This is a genomic window from Gilliamella sp. BG3, from assembly GCF_046635605.1.
Classification (GTDB): Bacteria; Pseudomonadota; Gammaproteobacteria; order Enterobacterales; family Orbaceae; genus Gilliamella; species Gilliamella bombi.
This window is the reverse complement of the sequence record NZ_JBIDFE010000029.1, coordinates 1-18,011: the sequence shown is the minus strand read 5'-3', so window position 1 is coordinate 18,011 and position 18,011 is coordinate 1. Positions and strand designations below refer to the sequence as shown.

Here is an 18,011-nt window from a genome sequence, read left to right as displayed (position 1 = left end):
CATAAAGCGTTTTGCCAAATCAGTGACCGTTATTTTTTCTTTATGATATAAGCGCCATATCTCTTGTCTGTGATAAGCCGTTAGTTTTGTTTTTTTATGTATACTCATTACAGTAGTTTCTCAAATTACTGTAAACAACGCTAGTAAATCCTACAACTAAAATTTTATTAAAAAATTTAGATTTAAAAATATTTCACATGTTTTTGTATTAATTTTAAACTTTTTTTTATCTCTATTACATCTTTTAATTTTTCTGCTTCACTAGGTATATTTCGAATCAATAAATTTGCATTTTTCTTTAATAGGTTAAACAAATAGGTGCATTCTATTTTACCGCTATATACTACTTCCTTTTTATCATATCTATTATCTATAAATTTAATATTACAGGTTTCACCAACAAAATGAACCTCAAAATAGAATGGTCCATCCATAAAACTAAAATGGGCTACATTATTTTTTTTAGCTATATTATTTTTTTTAATTTTACAAGCTTCTCTTAACCACCAATTTAATATAATGACAGTAAAATCATCCCATTTCTTGTCTGGAAAAAATATATTTCCGATTTGGAAATATATTTCCGAAAATATTTGAGTTGATACTTCACTTTTTGATACACGAATAGAATCAGGATTAATTATTAAATCAATCATTATAGGACTCCTTTAGGATAAGCAGTTTCAATTTTTTTAGTAACTTTATTTACCCAAATTTCAATTATCATATTATCAGATGTGCCTCGTCCCAATTCGTTCATCTTGAGATTTAAGGACTTTAATATTAGTATATGCTTCTCTGACAGCACGTTCAATTTGTTTTGGAGACATATTCTTAGGAAATAAATCTTTCTTTCCGCTTATTAATATTACTTTTCCTGCATACTATGTCGTTCAAAAATATGATCCATATCTATTTTAACCTTTTTCATACTAGGCAAATTAACTGGTTTCTTTCTTTTTGAAGGTACATAATTCCAACCCCACGGAGCAATACAAGTCAATCCATTAGCGGCATACTGATGCAGGTTAATTCCACCACAGCTAAACCAATCAGGTCCAACTGGGTAAAGCGTCCTATCTGGAGCATAATATCTGAAAGTATTGTAATATAAACTAGTTACTTGTCTAAATTCTATCCTTGATAATATGAATTATATTGTATCGGCTCATATACTATTTTCTGTATCATTATACTTCAAAACTAATAGCGGATTTTCTACAATAAGGTAGCAAAGAAATAAAAACTATGAATATTTAGATATGCGATCTTTTCTACATTTGTTAATTACTCTAATAATGAAAAAGCATGATGAAATTCTTCATTTTTTATCAAATCCTGTATCGTTTTATTTATTATTTTGTCATTTAAACTTTCAACAATAATCATATCTGATGCCCAAAAATATAAGCCATTACAACACTCTTTTGTTTCTTTATACTTATTTAAAATAGAAATTATATTTTCGATAGTGAAAAATGTTGCAGTATACCGCTTTCCATTGTCTAAAAAAACTTCAACATCAACATTATCATTTACCAGATTAAGATCTTGATCATATTTTAAAATTTTAATATTCAAAATACTTAAGCTCCTATACCAAATACTTTTAAAACTTCATTGATAACTGTTTGCTGGTTAGCCTTGTTAGATTTACCTAAACCTAATATTTCAATTATACTATCATTTATTTCTCTAAAATAAACATATGCCCCATATCGATCTCTAGCTTCAGAAATTCGTTGGTTCCAATACCTAGATTTTTATTATTTAAAAAGCTGTTCTATTAAATGATCGATACTTGATTAATGCGATTTTCCTGTAATCTCGACTTCTTTAACAAGATTATTACTTTCTTATTCGCGAATGAATTTTAAACAACTCAAACCCCACGATTCAAGCCACAAACAATTCAACTAGATATGGCTGAGTAAATCTACCTATACCCAGATCATAATACCCTGAAAGTATTGTAATGTAAGCTGGTTTCCACTATCTAAATATCGTCCCTGATATCTGATTTTGTACAATTGATTCGTGTTCGATTTCCTGAATCCGTTTTATCCCAAAGTTGAAAGCTGCATTCCCTTTGCGGTCTATTTGATGTTTTTGATGCACCGAGCTAATAAAAATTTATTTCATCTTTATTTTTAATTCCATCTTTCATCTATATAGGGAGTTATACTTTCTATAATTAAAAACTTTGATTTACAGTAAAGTTGTAATTTGTTATGTTGAACTGTTATTTCAGAATAATCAGTAAAAGAATTGATGGTTGGTGAACAGAAAAAACCAATTTTTGAACCAGACATATTTAACTGAACTATCTCATTAAAAGTAATAATTAAATTTAATGCATTAAATTCAACTTTATCCCATTTTTTAGGGTAAATTTTGGGGATTTCCTTGCAATTTAAATGACATTTAAACTCTGAATAGCTGTCAAATGAAACACTATTCAATTCAATAGATTGAAAATTAAATTCGTTATTAAACATAAATTGAATTTTTTCTCTGCCTAATGCATTTTCAAACCACATATCAATTCCTTTAGAGAAATTATGATGACCAGGAGTTCCAGAAACATAACCAGTATCCTGATTATTTGAAGGTCTAACATTATATTTGATTCAGTACCATGACTCTGTTCTGTTTTAGAGTACCCAAAACTATACTCTTGAATGAAGGTGGATTTTCTTTTTTTATCAATACATTCACTTTATTGCTGACCATTTCCAGCAATCATAATATTGCTATCTCGTAAAGATGACCGTGTAATGGTGATTGATTGGCATACCAACACCACGCTTACCTATCTAAATGCATCTCTTCGACTTTTACCATCATACGATGTTTTCTTATTTTTTAACCAAATAGATCAAACCAAATCAACCCATTAGGCACATAATGATACAGATTAACCTACCCCAACAGCTGAATCGAGATTATCAGGATAAAGCGTCCGCAGTTGAATATGTATTTATTTTATTTTTTCATTAAGAATATTAATAAACAAATTATATATATTCTGGCAAAAATTTGAATTTTCAATTGCTTCAGGTAACACGAGTAAATAATAACATACATTATCAAAATGCAAATTTATATCATAAGGTTCAAAATCAGAATCATTATCAAATTCAAATAGTGTAGCGATTCCATTCAACGTTGTATTTTTTGCCTCAACTCCAAAACAACCTTCACCATTAATATCCAAATTATAGCCATTCTCAAGGTGATAATCTTGCATTTCATCATTTTTATAGAAAAATAGAAATTCTTCATCTCGAAAACTATCTTGTTTATATTTATAATTAATAGACGCTATTTTTTTGATCAATGAAGAAAATACATCATCTATCAACTTATTAGTGTAAAAGCCATACATAACACCTGTCCATTCAGTCATATATTTATCTCCTAAACTGTTTGCATCCGGAAATGCAGTATTTAATATCATCTCGAAGCTTATTTGTAAATACCCCAAACGCAGTACACAACTCGCGTAGAAAATTAAACTGCTTGTTTTAGTGTTTTATACTCAATCGGTGTCATGTTATTTAATACCTCATGCGGTCTTTCGGTATTATAAATCGTTAACCATGCTTCAGTTATTCTCCTTGCTTGTGCTAAGTTGTTAAAAAGATATAAATCGAGTACTTCAGTACGATAGGTACGATTAAATCGTTCAATATAGCCATTTTGATAAGGGCACCGGGCTAGATATAATCAATGGTTATATCATGTGATTTAGCCCAGTTTATCTAAAATAGCCACGATTTGATGTTCAGTCATTTTTTTCATAATTAAATCCCCCATTTCTTTTATCATAGAGAATTTTCTACTTTTTTGCTGTACTATTTTAGGGAATAGTTACACTGAGCCTAATCGTTTCTCAAGAGCTAGATTTAAGTATAAGGGTGATGGATATCAAATATATGGACATGGCACGGATTTTTCCTCGGAAGCCAAATGGCTAACATCTAACTTAGCAAATGGTCTAATGGCTTGTATTACCAATACCTTAAATAAGCAGAATCATAGAACTGATGTAATATGGGAACCTTTTCGTAGTGACAATAATGGGGCTCAGATTTTATTAGATGGCTCAGGATATTAATTTATGAACGAGAATATACTATACAATTTTTTGAAAAATAAAACAACCTATTTAGATTATGACGATGAACTAAAGCTAATGGATATTATGACTAAACTACCTATGAGTTGGCTCATTAAAAATAAAAAGGAATTTATTGATGCTTTAGAGGAATTAGAGATCTCACATACAGAAACTGGATTTTTATATCAAGAGGAATGTGACGATATTATATTTGATAATTTTTGTGAATGGCTAAAAGAAGTAAATAATAAAACTGGCATAGCGACATTAATCTATATTAAAGATTTGAGTTCGGAAGGACTAGATGAATTTAGAAAAAATCTTAGAAAAGATGAAAATACAAATAAGTAAGATCTAAACAATATTAGATCTAAATCTTTATACGTCTTGAATTGGTATTCAGGGGTGTTATTATCATAATTTATTAAGAAAAATGTTTAGTCAATAAATATTTAACAAAATAAAAGGCTATTCATTAATACTAGAAAGTACCGGAAGAACTAACCGATGCAAACGGCGAAATACTGTGGGAATGCAGCTTTCAGCTATGGGGAAAAACTGATTCATGAAATCGAACACGAATCAGTAGAGCAAAACCTCAGATATCAGGGACAATATTTAGACAGGAAAACCAGTTTACATTACAATACTTTCAAGTATTATGCTCCGGATATAGGCTGATTTACCCAGCTAGATCCGATTGGGTTGCTGTAAGGGGGTTAATCTGTATCAGTATGCGTTTAATGGGGTGGTTTGAATTGATCTGTGGTGGGGGAGTTTACCAGAAGATATGTATAAAACGATTTTCAACTTAAGGCTTCTATTGAAAGTAAATATCCAGGAATTTTGGAGATAGTTTTATCCGGTAAAATGGTGTTTTCCTAGGAAAAGCACTGACTGGGATTGATTGGTCAACTAAATGGTACCATCATGAAAGAGTCGGTGGTTTATTGCAGTTAGTTGGCAAGAAAGATCATAACTCTAGATATCTTGATTATCACCTTAAAGGCTTATGAAGGAAAGAACTCATGGGGCGGTGGTTCGTATTGTAGTGAAATTTGAGGATACCAATGAATAGCTTTAAATCTATATATGAATTAATAAAGAACCTTAATCTTCTAGACCAAGGGGAATGGATTTATGCAAATTTAAATTCGTGGAATAGTAATCCAGAATATACAGAGTTTTATTATATTCCATGGGATTACATTCAAAATTTAGATGATGATGAGATATATCTTGATGAAGAAGATATGGAAATGCCTCTTGCTGTTAAAGGATTAAATTTAAGAGGATGGATGCTGGTTGGTTCTTTAGACTATGTAACCCAAAATAAATCAGACTTTGAGCATGATAATAAATGGCTGATTGATGAAATAAATTATTATCGAAATAATGATACATTTAGAACATAAATATAAATTTGGCAAAATTAATCTAATTCTTTTGCTCATCCATTAATTAATTCACTAATTATTTAATAATAACAAAGATTAGCGGCTAATTAAAAAAAACGATACCTAGAGCATACTGTTACACTATTATTATAACCCACAGGGCACATCGCTACTTATCCCGCCAATGATATGAAATTTGGTGAATATCAAAAGCTACTTAATCGAATTGAATGGAATTAACTTATAAATGGCGAAACTTATTATTGATGAAAAAGAAGCATTTACAGATTTAAAAAGAATAATGCGATCATGGAATCTGAATGATAACTCAGAGAAATTAATGGATGAATTTTTCGAAAAACTAATCCAATTTAAATGGAATAGAAAAAAGATATATAATTTTACATTTGTGTATATAAAAGATAACTTATCTGATTTGGATTACAATGATATACCCGCGGTTGCTTTTGATTATTTAAGTGATATAGAGACATCAATTATTGGTTATTGTAGCTATGGTTCAATTTTGAAAATTCCTGATGAACCACAAAATCCAGATGAACTAATAGCTTATGTTAGAGGTGAAAAATGGAAAGATTGTGTTGAGTAAAATATTTAACAAATAGGAGAACTAAACTAAATGAATTTAGAAAATGCAAAAAATACATTAAAAGAATTTATTATGGCGATGAATCACTGGGAAGTCCATTATTATCCATTAGTAAAAAATGATTTATCGAATGATGTTCGTTTAAAAATGATTAATAATTTAAATTTTGTACAAAAAAAGAACGAAAATATGGTAGGCAAATTTCATTAGGGTGTGGAAATCCGCCTGAATATTCGCCAGATGAAAAGATATTAAAAACTAAGGAATTAAAAGGCAATAAAGCAGCTATTTATACTCAAGAACAAAATGGGGTAGAAGATCAATTTTGTAAATATCCCAAACTTAGTACACAACTCACGTAGAAAATCATGCTGCTTGTTTTAGTGTTTTATACTCAATCGGTGTCATGTTATTTAATGCCTCATGCGGTCTTTCGGTGTTATAAATCGTTAACCATTCTTCGGTTATTCTCCTTGCTTGTGCTAAGTTGTTAAAAAGATATAAATCGAGTACTTCAGTACGATAGGTACGATTAAATCGTTCAATATAGCCATTTTGATAAGGACTACTAGGCTGGATATAATCAATGGTTATATCATGTGATTTAGCCCAGTTTATAAAGGTTTTTCCTGTAAATTCTGGTCCATTATCGACCCGTATTTTTAATGGATACCCTCGATATTCAGCCAGTTTATCTAAGTAACGGGTAATCCTTCCTGTTGGTAAGCTTACTGCAATATCAATCCCTAACGCCTCACGATTAAAGTCATCGATAACATTGAATGTCCTAAAGCGACGCTGATTACGACTACTGTCACTCATAAAATCCATTGACCAACATTCACCTTGTTTATTGGGTGCTGATAGCCTTTCTGGGCTTCGTGGAGGAATGCGCTGTTTACGCTTTATCCTGAGATTAAGCTTTAATTGGCAATACACCCGTTTATGATTCCATTTATAGCCGAGCTTTTTGATACGATTAAAGCATTTAGGAAAGCCCCAGCGTAAATGCCTGTCCGTGATAGCATTCAACACCGAAATAATCACTGAATCATCCTGTAACTTAGGTTGATAATAGTAAGCACAACGGCTTAAGCCAACAATGGCACAACTCATAGCAATAGTAACTGAATGATTTTGTTTTAGTTGCTGTGCCCACGTTTTACGTGCCTTTGTGGGCACTAAAGCTTTTTTATTATTTCTTCCTACAGCTGGGATTTTAAGCTCAGTTAGGCAAACATCTGCTTAAGCTTGCGGTTTTCAGCCTCCAGCTCCTTTAAGCGTTTGATATCCGAAGTTTCCATTCCGCCGTATTTTTCTCGCCATTTATAGAAAGTTGAATTACCCATGCCATATTTACGGCACAGTTCTTTAACCGGAATACCCGCTTCAGCTTCTTTTAAAATAGCCACGATTTGATGTTCAGTCATTTTTTTCATAATTAAATCCCCTTTTCTTTTATCATAGAGAATTTTCTACTTTTTTGCTGTACTATTTTAGGGGATAGTTACAAAGTTAAATAATGCTTGTTGAATTTAGGTGGTGAAAAGATGAGCTATATAATTTCAATAGAAGAAAATACATATAATATGCTTGATTATCTCCATGATATATCCATGGATTTCTCACTATTTAATGAGGGGATTAGCCTTAAAGGTCTTGATTGTACTTTAAAATATAAAGCTAAGAATAAATCCTGTTTTAATAAATTAAAAAAGTGTCACATGCTATCTACTACTGGACCTGAGTTAGTTAGCCTGAAGCTCAGGGCTATTCTTGAAAGTGTAGTGCCAACAGAAGTTGAATTTTTTAATGCCGAAATAATATATGGAAATGAAATTTTTGATGGTTTTAGTGTGATAAACCCCATAATAAAGATAGATTGTTGTGATATGAACAAAAGCGAATATCAGTTGACTAATTTCGATCCAAATAATCCTGCTTACATGTTTTTATATACAGTAATATTAGACGATATACCTGATGGTTATAATATTGTTAGATGCAAAGAACAACCAAATTTAATTGTGATCAATAATAAAGTAAAATCGGCTATTTTAAGTGCTGGCTTACAGGGAATTAAATTCTGTAAGGAAATTGATTTGACATATAAAGATCGGACTATATGTGAATCGAGTTGAATATATTTTCAATTAGATTAGTTATAAAAAATTCTAAAATTGTAACTATCCCTTAAAATAGTGGAATGGCAACACATATTCAAACAACAAAATTAAGGAGTGGTTGTTAGTTAAACTCTATCGGTGGCAAATAACATAACGATGAATGCAACCATTTGTGATTGTACCAATAAGCATAGGCTGCAAAAGATTGTCGCAATTCTAAGGAAAAAATAATAATAAAAGGAGAAATGTTTAAAGTTTCAAAAAGTGAACTAATAAATTTTATTCAAAAATCAATAGATATGGGTGATATGCGAGAATTTCTGATTTCACCGATTTCGACCAATAGTAAAAAGGAAGTTCTATATTTAACAGAAGATTCATATTATTTATATGAACCTTAGTTTTATTTAATTATACATATAGAAAGTAAATACATCACGACAACCTAGACAGGATGGTAAGCAAAAAACACAGCAAACACGGCCAAACCGATTACCGCCACGACGAGCACGGCCGAACCCAAACCAAACAGAGCATCGGCGCCACCCAGCACTACCACTACGACGCCGAACACCGCCTGAGCGAAGTACGCATCGAACAGCTCAACAAAACCGAACGATACCGCTACCTCTATGACGCCCTTGGCAGACGCATCGAAAAACAGAAGTTAGACCGCGAAGGCAAACCCTACAACCGTACCCGCTTCCTGTGGGACGGCTTAAGAATGATTCAGGAAACCGGCCCGAATCACCCCACCAGCCTGTATATCTATATCGACCAGAACAGCTACGAACCACTGGCGCGGATAGATAAACGAGGTAATGACCCAGAAAGAGTCATGTACTTCCACACCGACCTCAACGGCTGTCCGGAAGAGCTTACCGATGCAAACGGGTGTATTGCCAATTAAAGCTTAATCTCAGGATAAAGCGTAAACAGCGCATTCCTCCACGAAGCCCAGAAAGGCTATCAGCACCCAATAAACAAGGTGAATGTTGGTCAATGGATTTTATGAGTGACAGTAGTCGTAATCAACGTCGCTTTAGGACATTCAATGTCATCGATGACTTTAATCGTGAGGCGTTAGGGATTGATATTGCAGTAAGCTTACCAGCAGGAAGGATTACCCGTTACTTAGATAAACTGGCTGAATATCATGGGTATCCATTAAAAATACGGGTCGATAATGGGCCAGAATTTACAGGAAAAACCTTTATAAACTGGGCTAAATCACATGATATAACCATTGATTATATCCAGCCTGGTAGCCCTTATCAAAATGGCTATATTGAACGATTTAATCGTACCTATCGTACTGAAGTACTCGATTTATATCTTTTTAACAACTTAGCACAAGCAAGGAGAATAACCGAAGAATGGTTAACGATTTATAATACCGAAAGACCGCATGAGGCATTAAATAACATGACACCGATTGAGTATAAAACACTAAAACAAGCAGCATGATTTTCTACGTGAGTTGTGTACTAAGTTTGGGGTATTTACATAAGCTGTCTTCTCTGTCTAAATATTGTTCCTGATATCTAAGGTTTTGTTCTAATGATTCGTGTTTGATTTCATGAATGCCCTTACCCCAAATCTGATAGTTGCATTACCACAGTATTTCGCCATTCACATCTGGTAGTTCTTTCTGGCTGCCGTTCAGGTTAGTATAGGAATACAAGCTGGTAGGATAATTCAGCCTGTTTCCTAAGCTATCCTTAAACAGTCCCACAGGAGCAGGTATGGTTGTAGTGTTTGCCTTCGTGGGTTAGGTAAAGCTTACTTTTACAGCTGTGCTAGTAACCTTTATTGTTTCGCTATTTTAAAACTATCGTATTGTATATACCCATAATGATTCTTTTTTTGTTTTAAAAAAATTAGAGGAAGAAAAGTCGATATCATTCTTTTTTGAATATGAAAGTAATAGATCATAGGTAACCCTATCTCTAATTCGCTTTTTATTATATTGTTCTTTGTCTTCAAACCACAAAAGATCACCTTTTTCATAAAAAAGCCATTTATCTTCTTTCATTGCCCTAACTAAGCGGACAGTTTCTCCAGAATCAGTAAAACTCATCTCTATTAAAGGGTAAGCTCCACTTAGTATCCTAAATGATAGATAGCTTGAATGGTTTGCTTCCGTTATACAATAAAGTAAGGAATCCCAACCATCAGATAAATTAGATACAAAGATTAATTTATTATCATTCACACATGAATAATAAAAAGCTCCTACTGGTGGGAAATAGCCACCTTTTTGAATATTCAAATGTATTTCTTCAATTAGTTTTCTACTTTTTTGAGGCTCATACAACCAGTTTAATCCATTCTGAATAATACTTTCAATCTCTGTGAGATTACTATTAACTATGGAAAACGCTAACATCTTATTCATATCTTGAAAAGCCATTTAAAATATTTCCTGAATCGTCAATTAACTAAAATGTATTTCTGGCATTAGGATCAAGTCTTGGAATTATATTTTGATGTCCAAGGCTACCCTTTAATATTGTATCCACTTCAATATTATGGTGTTTACAATCTAAATCAAATTGAATATCTGGTCTATTTTTACCAACTACATTACCTTTTAATATCTACTTTCGGATGGTTCTAGCACCGTGATTTTTAGCATCCTTAATAATATTGTCAATAAAATTATTATGAGCTAATCCATCGTATTTTTTCCATTACCATGATTTGGACAAGCAGCCCCCCCACAGTTCCACCCAACAAACTATTAGGTGCATACTGATACGGATTCAAGCCACCCAACAGCCCAATCAGATCCGGCTGAGTAAATCTACCTATATCCAGATCATAATACCTAAAGGTATTGTAATGTAAGCCAGTTTCTCTGTCTAAATATTGTCCCTGATATCTGAGGTTTTGCTCTACTGATTCGTGTTCGATTTCATGAATCAGTTTTCCCCATAGCTGAAAGCTGCATTCCCACAGTATTTCGCCGTTTGCATCGGTTAGTTCTTCCGGTACTTTCTAGTATTAATGAATAGCCTTTTATTTTGTTAAATATTTATTGACTAAACATTTTTCTTAATAAATTATGATAATAACACCCCTAAATACCAATTCAAGACGTATAAAGATTTAGATCTAATATTGTTTAGATCTTACTTATCTGTATTTTCATCTTTTCTAATACTTTCTCTAAATTTATTAAGTCCAACACTTGAAAAATCATCAATATACATTAATGTAGGTATGCCGGTTTTATTATTTACTTCTCTTAGCCATTCACAAAAATTATCAAATATAATATCGTCACATTCCTCTTGTAATAAAAATCCACCATCCGTATGTGAGTCATGTAATTGGTCTAAAGCACAAATAAATTCATCTTTATTTTTAATGAACCAACTCATAGGTAGTTTAGTCATAATACCTATTAGTTTTAGTTCATCATCATAATCTAAAAAGGATGGTTTATTTTTCAAAAAATTGTATAGTATATTCTCGTTCATAAATTAATATCCTGAGCCATCTAATAAAATCTGAGCCCCATTATTGTCACTACGAAAAGGTTCCCATATTACATCAGTTCTATGATTCTGCTTATTTAAGGTATTGGTAATACAAGCCATTAGACCATTTGCTAAGTTAGATGTTAGCCATTTGGCTTCCGCGGAAAAATCCGTGCCATGTCCATATATTTGATATCCATCACCCTTATACTTAAATCTAGCTCTTGAGAAACGATTAGGCTCAGCCCTTCAATTGTTTGCTATTTCTCTTTATTTGGCACATATATCGATATTTTATTAGATTTCCCCTCCTTTATAAACATAAATAGGTTGCATTGTTCCTCTTTCGCCATTTTCTCCAAGACAAAAGGTAAAGTCTTTATTAACAAAATAGATAGCAGGAAATAAACCATCATTTCTATTTTCAAGATATGATAAAAAGTTTTTCAAAGAAGATAAAAATAAGTACATATTTTTTCCTTTTCCATCGACTAATACATAACCCTGTATATTTTTATCTATATCAAGATTAGTAATATCAATCGCCCCTTTTGGCGCTATATAGTGATTCCATAAAGGACCATGAGTCTTTATATCTTTTTTAACAAAAGGTTTTCTGAAAGTATGAATAATAACTTTTCTAATTTCTATTGCTTTATCGTTCTCAATGTTTGTACCAAAAAAATTGGTATATGTCGAAAATAATAGGTCCATAAATTAATTCCATATATCATAAAATACATGTCCGTCTGCCCCTTATTTAGTCTGCCAGTCATACCATTTTATATGTTGAAGATCATTATCGAATGGAACTGTAGATTCTGGAATTCTATGATATTCATAGCCTCAGTTTACAGTTTTAGGGTGTAGTTTATTATGTGAAAAACCTTCACCAAAAATATCTTCAATTAGCTCTCAAGTATTGCGCTCATTTGGAACACGTATATTGTGAATGTTATTGCCATCATTATCAGTTACATATACTCTAGTCATTCTTAATTTTCTACTGCTTTTTGCTATGCTTTTATTCCTGGCTTTGCATTGCAGACGGATTTTGCGACCGTTTTTAAACTGGTATTTAGCACCAGAGAGGGTATAATACTTTTCGATGCTGTCAGATAGTTATGTTAAAATAATTATGCCATTTGAACAAAAAAAAGACCCGCATTATTAAAATCATCAATTTTCTTTTTTAAAAATAAATACCCAATAGCATCAGATAAAAATAATGCTCCACCATCATGAACTGGAATATCTGATGAATATAATTGACCAATAAAATCATATTGTTGCATTAATTTTTCACAAGCAACAATTCCCTTGGGTATTTTATTTGACAAAAAAGAAAATGTTGGATAATCACTATTCTTTAATTGTGTTTTTTTTAATTCAAGATATTGAGGAGCAAGGCTATTACTATTTTCGCATAGCTTTGATATGCCTGTTAACGTTACTCTTGTAAATCCTGATTTTAAGTGATCGAGTTCTGCATCATCACCAAAATAAACAATATCGTCTAAGAAATATCTATTTTCATTATAAGTTGAAAATACGGAAATATATTTATCTTTAGGAAGATTAATTCCACTAATAGAATCAGATAATTTATCATTATCAATTGTGAATAATAATGTTAAATTTTCACCTAATGGATTTTGGGGCCACTTGCCATCAATAAATGCACCTCCTCCAAATTTGATACCACTATTTTCATTTGATGAAGGTATAAGTTCATATACTTGTTGCATGATATCTCCATTAACAACATTTGCTAATTTTTTATAAAATCTATCTGTTTTTTTTCAGGAATACCAGCTCTTTTCAGAAAATAAATTTGTAAATACCTCTAGACTTAGTACACAACTTACGTAGAAAATTAAGCTGCTTGTTTTGGTGTTTTATACCCAATCGATGTTATGTTATTTAATGCCTCATGCGGTCTTTCAGTGTTATAATGTAATCCAGACCTTATCTAAATACTATCTCTGATATCTAATAAAATCTTGCTATATTGATTCATACTCAATTTCCTGAATACCCCTGCCCCATAACTGAAAACTGCATTTCCTCAGTATTTCGCCGTTCGCATCGGGCAGTTCTTCTGGACAGTCGTTCTATGCGGACTTTGCTCAGGTGGTGTTCAGCGTCATAGTGGTAGTACTATTAGCCAACCTAATTTAATTTCAGTTTTTCTTTTTAACTTAAAAATATTTTTTCAATATATTCGCTTACTTTTGAATTAATATTACTTATATACTTCATGTCTTCATAAGAGCCAAATTTTAAAGCACCTTCTAAGTTATCATGCAGGACTAAAAGATTATATGCTAATTCCTTTGAAATAAAATCTTTTTCTTTATAATTAGTTACCATTTCATCTAGTGAAGAATAGAGATCATTCATTGTTTTTTCATCTAACTTATTTAATAATCTAATTTTTCCAACTACGTCGATAATCTTTTCATTAACATCAGAATTTATAATGTTCATAAAATACCTAATTAGTTACATGTCCTGCAACCATATATTATTCGAGTTTAGTTAAAAAAGTCCAAAAGTTATGTTTTCATCTTGTCTAATAACTCTATAGACTTTGCCGTTTTTTATACAACCAAACTTTCTTTGCTAATCGATTAATTCACGTTAGAGAATTAGGCGCATACAGAAACAGATTAAATCTACCCAATAACCCAATCAGGTCTAGCTGAGTAAATTTACCTATATCTGGGTTTCAAATAATAAAATTAAACAGACTTTTTTAGTGATAATCCAAAATCGATAAATCCCTCAGAACTTATAACAAGACACCATTTATTTAAAGAATCAAAAAAATAATGATGTTGAGGGATGCTTTCTACAGCAAAAGCTAGAAAACTATCAAATTGATTAAATTTTAAATGTACTGCAAAATTTAAAGATGAATCATTTATATAGTAAATATCTCCGCTTTCTCTAATTTTAGCGGATATATCATTATCTATAATAAATTTTTTTATTGTAAATAACCAATTAGAATAGCTTCCAAAAAGTTGATTACTTTTGTGTTTAAGAGTTTTTGACCAATCAATTTTGGTTCCTTTCCACTCAAACGAATTAGATAATTGGTATGCAATATTTTCCCAGTTATCGATCAACTCTGCTGGTTCTGATAATTGAGAAAGTTTAATTTTTATTTCATCATCAAAAGTCATGAAACTCTCCATGGCTTAGAAGGAAGTTTAAATCTAAGCTACTACACTGTCGCTGACTGCTATTTAGTTTTACTATAAACTACTGTGATGCATTTCCCTACGTCTATTTATTTTTATAATAATTATAATAAATATGCTGTTCCACTGTTAGTTTATGTGCCAATTGACTCGTTTTATCTCATTTGTAATCCGCCCTTTGCACCAACTTGTATAGCTATAAAACAAAATACTACTAATAGATAATAATTATTTATATTTACTAAATTTTTCTACCCAGCCTTTTTTTGTGAATAGTTCACCTGATAAACCATCACTGATATCAACAATATTTTTTTCATTTTTACCTTCTTGAGATATTAATAATCTTATACTTTCTTCATTTTGTTCTAGCATATCTAATGTATTGTAAATAACACTATCAATAGCAGTCAGTACTACTTTTTTTAAAATTTCAATCTGATGTTTATCAAATATTTTTAATTCATTATTTAATTTAACCATATTTGCAGATTTAATTTTACCTTGAACCATTCCTTCAAATTCAAAAATTGACTGATCTCTAACACGACTAATGAGCTTTTGACCAAAAATATCAAGTAATTCTTTATCTAGCATATTAAGACTCTCCGGTTTAATTCCCATGGATTTCCCCATAACTGAAAGCTGCATTCCCACAATATTTCACGGTTTGCATCAGGTTGCGCCGATGGTCTGTTTGATATCGGATGATGATACTTATCTGGTGCTGGTGGCCATCGCCATAAAAATGAGGCTAAGGCCAAATATATCCCTGTTATTTAAATAATTTATATTATTGCAGAAATTTAATAAATTAGAGATCTAAAAAATTGTCATATTCAGAATAATAATTTAATGCTTTTATAAATTCATTTGTAGTAGCTGAAGGTTTCTGATCTATAACTGAATCGACTACATCAGCAAATTGTTGACCTGAGTAAAGATAGTTTAGTTTCTTTTTTAACACAAGAGGCGGATAAATTTCTTTTCCATTATCATCTACATCTGGATAGTCATCAATGTAATAACTTTTATTACTTAGCAAATCTTCATCAGATTCACTATAGAGACAAAAATCATCACCTCTTTCAATATTGCCTTTCACATAAGAGATAATATCCTTTATTGGATAAAGATTACCTTTAACAAGCATAATATTCATACTCCGTAATAGAAATTATTTAACAAAGTTTCTTACTGATAAAATCATTTAAAATTCATTTTGATTATTCTTCTACATATCACGGCCACTTTTATAAATAACATCCGTTGTTGAAATTTTTAATGTTTCATTAAAGACCTAACTAAAGAAATTTGCTTATATCAAAATAAGAGTTCCCATGAAATCATTGTGTAAGTCAGCTTCTATTTTTAAATATCAACTTTAAAATTGATACTTGTGGTGCCTTTTGATTATCAAATGATTTAATTAAAGAAGAATAGTTTGAAGTTATTTCTTTGGTTAAAACGGCAAAGTTCCTTTTATACTCCCAAAATGCTCAACATTGACATCCAATGATTTAAAATAATTAAAAGCATCGATTATATTTGAGAATTCTTTAATTTCTTCTGTACCATAATCCTCAATAATTTCCATCTTTTTCTATGATATAGAAAAAATACGTATTATATAATCCATTTTTCTTTTTCAGTGCGTATTGGAATAAATAGCATTCACCATCTATTTCCTTTACTTCATCAAATCCTCTAACCTTGCCTTTTTCTATGACAGAAATTAAATGTTCAATTGAAAAGTTATTCATCTATATCGATACTCACCATTGTTCCATTTGAACGTTTAATGCTTATATGGAGCAAAGAGCTATGCCCTGTTCCTTTAGTGTCGTCATAACCATATTACACGACAGATATTAGAATCAATAGAATAATTTTTTTGTAACAAATTTTACCACTTTTTTTTGATTTTACACTAATTTGTAGTTCCTTGAGGGCCTCCTTGTAAAAATTTAATGTTTTTAGGTTTTACAAAAAATTAAATACCTTTAAATATTATTAAAAGGGTAAATTAATTTTTTTATTAAGTTTTTCTTCAATAAGCATAGATAATTTCTCAAATAATGTTTCCCAAACCTGTACATACTCTATTTTACTGATAGAAAGTTTCATATCAGGAATTTTTCCATTATATATACCTACATCTGGTCCCTTCTTATATTCAAGTTCTACACCTTTATCATTAATGTCATAATAGAAGTAAAAATCTGAACCTTGCTCACAAAACCAAATATCATCTTTGCCTGTCCAATTATTTTTTACTCGTTTGATTGACTTAACTATTTCTTCATAACATACTGTTATATCAGGATAAAGATAAAGATCAATATTTACTTTGTAAGTGCCTTTCAGTTTAATAAAAAACTCACAATCAACATATCTTCTCAATTCTTCCAATGCATATTGAAAATGAGTTAGTTCATCATCTATATCATTATCAATATCGCCTATAGGATTTTTATATTTAATATTGAATATGGTTTCCATTTTAGTTTCCATGAATATATGACATAATTTTTACTTTGAGGTATTAATAAAAACACCTAGTCACAGTATACATATATATTTAAACCATCATTGAATGATTTTTCCAGAAAATCAATGAAATGAATAATTGTTTCAAGATGTAATTTTTTTGTTTTAATAAGGCTTTTTAATTCCTTTATCAAAGGCTGAATTTCACCATATAAAATGGTAGTATCAGCATAATAATCATCAATTTTTTTTATTATTGGATACTGACTTAATGGTTTCGCATTATTGAGTAATTTATCATAATCAAATTTCCTAAATGAAAATACTGGTGTGCTTTCATCTATTTTCTTTTCATTTTTTGATGCCATAAAATCCAAAGCCATAAATACCTCATATTTAACTTGATGAGAAGCCTCTATTCCTTTTCCGTTTATCATTACCACTATTCAATCCCACTGATGGTTTCAAGCCAATCCATCACACACTGACACAGGTTAAACCTGACTAAAAACCTAAAACGGATCAAGCTGAACAAAGTGGACAATATCTGGAGCATAATACCTGAAAGTAT

24 protein-coding genes and 3 pseudogenes are annotated in these 18,011 nt (G+C 31.0%); 9 read left to right on the top strand and 18 right to left on the bottom strand.

Translation table 11 applies throughout. The features are described 5' to 3' along the window. Nucleotides 1-182: 182 nt before the first annotated feature. The 5 genes and pseudogenes from ACGH6S_RS10985 to ACGH6S_RS10965 form a co-directional block, all read right to left on the bottom strand. Entirely contained in the window at nt 183-656 is a 474-nt protein-coding gene (locus tag ACGH6S_RS10985) for a hypothetical protein (RefSeq protein WP_296318456.1), read from the bottom strand. A gap of 631 nt (nt 657-1,287) precedes the next feature. Next, nucleotides 1,288-1,581: a hypothetical protein gene (locus ACGH6S_RS10980; protein ID WP_085166087.1), complete on the bottom strand. Its 294-nt coding sequence runs from the start codon at nt 1,579-1,581 to the stop codon at nt 1,288-1,290. A 569-nt stretch (nt 1,582-2,150) separates the two neighbouring features. Beyond that, entirely contained in the window at nt 2,151-2,540 is a 390-nt protein-coding gene (locus ACGH6S_RS10975) for an Imm50 family immunity protein (RefSeq protein ID WP_065609578.1), read from the bottom strand. 440 nt (nt 2,541-2,980) lie between these two features. Continuing rightward, a complete protein-coding gene (locus ACGH6S_RS10970; RefSeq protein WP_174799416.1) occupies nt 2,981-3,409 on the bottom strand; it encodes a hypothetical protein in 429 nt (142 codons plus the stop codon). 104 nt (nt 3,410-3,513) lie between these two features. After that, a pseudogene (locus ACGH6S_RS10965) lies at nt 3,514-3,711 on the bottom strand (integrase core domain-containing protein); the annotation flags it as partial. A gap of 412 nt (nt 3,712-4,123) precedes the next feature. Between ACGH6S_RS10965 and ACGH6S_RS10960 the strand changes: the two are divergent. The 6 genes and pseudogenes from ACGH6S_RS10960 to ACGH6S_RS10935 all read left to right on the top strand — a co-directional run bounded on the left by ACGH6S_RS10960 (nt 4,124) and on the right by ACGH6S_RS10935 (nt 6,492). Continuing rightward, a complete protein-coding gene (locus tag ACGH6S_RS10960; RefSeq protein WP_174799415.1) occupies nt 4,124-4,474 on the top strand; it encodes a hypothetical protein in 351 nt (116 codons plus the stop codon). 140 nt (nt 4,475-4,614) lie between these two features. Continuing rightward, nucleotides 4,615-4,868, top strand: a pseudogene (locus tag ACGH6S_RS10955) (RHS repeat domain-containing protein); the annotation flags it as partial. Between the two features lie 325 nt (nt 4,869-5,193). Then, nucleotides 5,194-5,538 (top strand): hypothetical protein, encoded by a 345-nt coding sequence (locus ACGH6S_RS10950; RefSeq protein ID WP_065609572.1) that lies wholly within the window; start codon nt 5,194-5,196, stop codon nt 5,536-5,538. Nucleotides 5,539-5,767: 229 nt separating this feature from the next. Continuing rightward, entirely contained in the window at nt 5,768-6,130 is a 363-nt protein-coding gene (locus ACGH6S_RS10945) for a hypothetical protein (RefSeq protein ID WP_065609570.1), read from the top strand. A gap of 30 nt (nt 6,131-6,160) precedes the next feature. After that, nucleotides 6,161-6,340: a hypothetical protein gene (locus tag ACGH6S_RS10940; RefSeq protein ID WP_065609568.1), complete on the top strand. Its 180-nt coding sequence runs from the start codon at nt 6,161-6,163 to the stop codon at nt 6,338-6,340. Further along, on the top strand, nt 6,331-6,492 hold the full coding sequence (locus ACGH6S_RS10935) for an NTF2 fold immunity protein (RefSeq protein WP_174799422.1): 162 nt from the start codon (nt 6,331-6,333) through the stop codon (nt 6,490-6,492). The genes ACGH6S_RS10940 and ACGH6S_RS10935 overlap by 10 nt, the downstream gene beginning before the upstream one ends. A 4-nt stretch (nt 6,493-6,496) precedes the next feature. Here ACGH6S_RS10935 and ACGH6S_RS10930 read toward each other — a convergent pair. Beyond that, a protein-coding gene (locus ACGH6S_RS10930; RefSeq protein ID WP_411579531.1) for an IS3 family transposase occupies nt 6,497-7,569 on the bottom strand; the annotation gives its coding sequence in 2 pieces (ribosomal slippage) (nt 6,497-7,362 and nt 7,362-7,569; 1,074 coding nt in all). A 111-nt stretch (nt 7,570-7,680) separates the two neighbouring features. Between ACGH6S_RS10930 and ACGH6S_RS10925 the strand changes: the two genes are divergently transcribed. The 3 genes from ACGH6S_RS10925 (at nt 7,681) to ACGH6S_RS10915 (ending at nt 9,723) form a co-directional block, all read left to right on the top strand. After that, nucleotides 7,681-8,271 carry an imm11 family protein gene (locus ACGH6S_RS10925; protein ID WP_202115344.1) on the top strand — a complete coding sequence of 197 codons (591 nt, stop codon included), beginning with the start codon at nt 7,681-7,683 and terminating at the stop codon, nt 8,269-8,271. A 439-nt stretch (nt 8,272-8,710) separates the two neighbouring features. Then, nucleotides 8,711-9,166, top strand: a complete 456-nt coding sequence (locus tag ACGH6S_RS10920; protein ID WP_174799414.1) for an RHS domain-containing protein — start codon at nt 8,711-8,713, stop codon at nt 9,164-9,166. Next, nucleotides 9,151-9,723 (top strand): IS3 family transposase, encoded by a 573-nt coding sequence (locus ACGH6S_RS10915; RefSeq protein WP_411579529.1) that lies wholly within the window; start codon nt 9,151-9,153, stop codon nt 9,721-9,723. The genes ACGH6S_RS10920 and ACGH6S_RS10915 overlap by 16 nt, the downstream gene beginning before the upstream one ends. A 364-nt stretch (nt 9,724-10,087) precedes the next feature. On the opposite strand, the gene ACGH6S_RS10910 is transcribed toward ACGH6S_RS10915, so the two are convergent. The 12 genes and pseudogenes from ACGH6S_RS10910 to ACGH6S_RS10855 all read right to left on the bottom strand — a co-directional run bounded on the left by ACGH6S_RS10910 (nt 10,088) and on the right by ACGH6S_RS10855 (nt 17,877). Further along, the gene (locus ACGH6S_RS10910; protein WP_174799412.1) at nt 10,088-10,669 is read right to left on the bottom strand and encodes a hypothetical protein; all 582 of its coding nucleotides are present in this window, start codon (nt 10,667-10,669) and stop codon (nt 10,088-10,090) included. Between the two features lie 323 nt (nt 10,670-10,992). After that, a pseudogene (locus tag ACGH6S_RS10905) lies at nt 10,993-11,250 on the bottom strand (RHS repeat domain-containing protein); the annotation flags it as partial. A 140-nt stretch (nt 11,251-11,390) separates the two neighbouring features. Next, nucleotides 11,391-11,741 carry a hypothetical protein gene (locus tag ACGH6S_RS10900; protein ID WP_174799411.1) on the bottom strand — a complete coding sequence of 117 codons (351 nt, stop codon included), beginning with the start codon at nt 11,739-11,741 and terminating at the stop codon, nt 11,391-11,393. A 297-nt stretch (nt 11,742-12,038) separates the two neighbouring features. Further along, entirely contained in the window at nt 12,039-12,455 is a 417-nt protein-coding gene (locus ACGH6S_RS10895) for a hypothetical protein (RefSeq protein ID WP_085166134.1), read from the bottom strand. A 422-nt stretch (nt 12,456-12,877) separates the two neighbouring features. After that, a complete protein-coding gene (locus tag ACGH6S_RS10890) occupies nt 12,878-13,489 on the bottom strand; it encodes a hypothetical protein (RefSeq protein ID WP_065610599.1) in 612 nt (203 codons plus the stop codon). A 448-nt stretch (nt 13,490-13,937) separates the two neighbouring features. Next, the gene (locus tag ACGH6S_RS10885) at nt 13,938-14,231 is read right to left on the bottom strand and encodes a hypothetical protein (protein WP_085166133.1); all 294 of its coding nucleotides are present in this window, start codon (nt 14,229-14,231) and stop codon (nt 13,938-13,940) included. A 254-nt stretch (nt 14,232-14,485) separates the two neighbouring features. After that, nucleotides 14,486-14,932 carry a type IV secretion protein Rhs gene (locus ACGH6S_RS10880; protein WP_174799410.1) on the bottom strand — a complete coding sequence of 149 codons (447 nt, stop codon included), beginning with the start codon at nt 14,930-14,932 and terminating at the stop codon, nt 14,486-14,488. 246 nt (nt 14,933-15,178) lie between these two features. Continuing rightward, a complete protein-coding gene (locus tag ACGH6S_RS10875; protein WP_085166131.1) occupies nt 15,179-15,574 on the bottom strand; it encodes a hypothetical protein in 396 nt (131 codons plus the stop codon). Between the two features lie 190 nt (nt 15,575-15,764). Next, nucleotides 15,765-16,103, bottom strand: coding sequence for a hypothetical protein (locus ACGH6S_RS10870; RefSeq protein ID WP_174799409.1), 339 nt, complete (start codon nt 16,101-16,103; stop codon nt 15,765-15,767). A 430-nt stretch (nt 16,104-16,533) separates the two neighbouring features. Then, nucleotides 16,534-16,713, bottom strand: a complete 180-nt coding sequence (locus ACGH6S_RS10865; protein WP_411579527.1) for a hypothetical protein — start codon at nt 16,711-16,713, stop codon at nt 16,534-16,536. Nucleotides 16,714-16,963: 250 nt separating this feature from the next. Next, nucleotides 16,964-17,452 (bottom strand): hypothetical protein, encoded by a 489-nt coding sequence (locus ACGH6S_RS10860; protein WP_174799408.1) that lies wholly within the window; start codon nt 17,450-17,452, stop codon nt 16,964-16,966. A gap of 56 nt (nt 17,453-17,508) precedes the next feature. Next, nucleotides 17,509-17,877, bottom strand: coding sequence for a hypothetical protein (locus tag ACGH6S_RS10855; RefSeq protein WP_085166158.1), 369 nt, complete (start codon nt 17,875-17,877; stop codon nt 17,509-17,511). Nucleotides 17,878-18,011 lie beyond the last annotated feature (134 nt).

Bases quoted from the DNA above. Each gene is read 5' to 3' on its own strand.
- ACGH6S_RS10985 (WP_296318456.1), bottom strand. From the start codon at position 656: ATGATTGATTTAATAATTAATCCTGATTCTATTCGTGTATCAAAAAGT.
- ACGH6S_RS10975 (WP_065609578.1), bottom strand. From the start codon at position 2,540: ATGTGGTTTGAAAATGCATTAGGCAGAGAAAAAATTCAATTTATGTTT.
- ACGH6S_RS10970 (WP_174799416.1), bottom strand. From the start codon at position 3,409: ATGACTGAATGGACAGGTGTTATGTATGGCTTTTACACTAATAAGTTG.
- ACGH6S_RS10960 (WP_174799415.1), top strand. From the start codon at position 4,124: ATGAACGAGAATATACTATACAATTTTTTGAAAAATAAAACAACCTAT.
- ACGH6S_RS10950 (WP_065609572.1), top strand. From the start codon at position 5,194: ATGAATAGCTTTAAATCTATATATGAATTAATAAAGAACCTTAATCTT.
- ACGH6S_RS10945 (WP_065609570.1), top strand. From the start codon at position 5,768: ATGGCGAAACTTATTATTGATGAAAAAGAAGCATTTACAGATTTAAAA.
- ACGH6S_RS10940 (WP_065609568.1), top strand. From the start codon at position 6,161: ATGAATTTAGAAAATGCAAAAAATACATTAAAAGAATTTATTATGGCG.
- ACGH6S_RS10925 (WP_202115344.1), top strand. From the start codon at position 7,681: ATGAGCTATATAATTTCAATAGAAGAAAATACATATAATATGCTTGAT.
- ACGH6S_RS10920 (WP_174799414.1), top strand. From the start codon at position 8,711: ATGGTAAGCAAAAAACACAGCAAACACGGCCAAACCGATTACCGCCAC.
- ACGH6S_RS10910 (WP_174799412.1), bottom strand. From the start codon at position 10,669: ATGGCTTTTCAAGATATGAATAAGATGTTAGCGTTTTCCATAGTTAAT.
- ACGH6S_RS10900 (WP_174799411.1), bottom strand. From the start codon at position 11,741: ATGAACGAGAATATACTATACAATTTTTTGAAAAATAAACCATCCTTT.
- ACGH6S_RS10895 (WP_085166134.1), bottom strand. From the start codon at position 12,455: ATGGACCTATTATTTTCGACATATACCAATTTTTTTGGTACAAACATT.
- ACGH6S_RS10890 (WP_065610599.1), bottom strand. From the start codon at position 13,489: ATGCAACAAGTATATGAACTTATACCTTCATCAAATGAAAATAGTGGT.
- ACGH6S_RS10885 (WP_085166133.1), bottom strand. From the start codon at position 14,231: ATGAACATTATAAATTCTGATGTTAATGAAAAGATTATCGACGTAGTT.
- ACGH6S_RS10880 (WP_174799410.1), bottom strand. From the start codon at position 14,932: ATGACTTTTGATGATGAAATAAAAATTAAACTTTCTCAATTATCAGAA.
- ACGH6S_RS10875 (WP_085166131.1), bottom strand. From the start codon at position 15,574: ATGGGAATTAAACCGGAGAGTCTTAATATGCTAGATAAAGAATTACTT.
- ACGH6S_RS10870 (WP_174799409.1), bottom strand. From the start codon at position 16,103: ATGCTTGTTAAAGGTAATCTTTATCCAATAAAGGATATTATCTCTTAT.
- ACGH6S_RS10865 (WP_411579527.1), bottom strand. From the start codon at position 16,713: ATGAATAACTTTTCAATTGAACATTTAATTTCTGTCATAGAAAAAGGC.
- ACGH6S_RS10860 (WP_174799408.1), bottom strand. From the start codon at position 17,452: ATGGAAACCATATTCAATATTAAATATAAAAATCCTATAGGCGATATT.
- ACGH6S_RS10855 (WP_085166158.1), bottom strand. From the start codon at position 17,877: ATGATAAACGGAAAAGGAATAGAGGCTTCTCATCAAGTTAAATATGAG.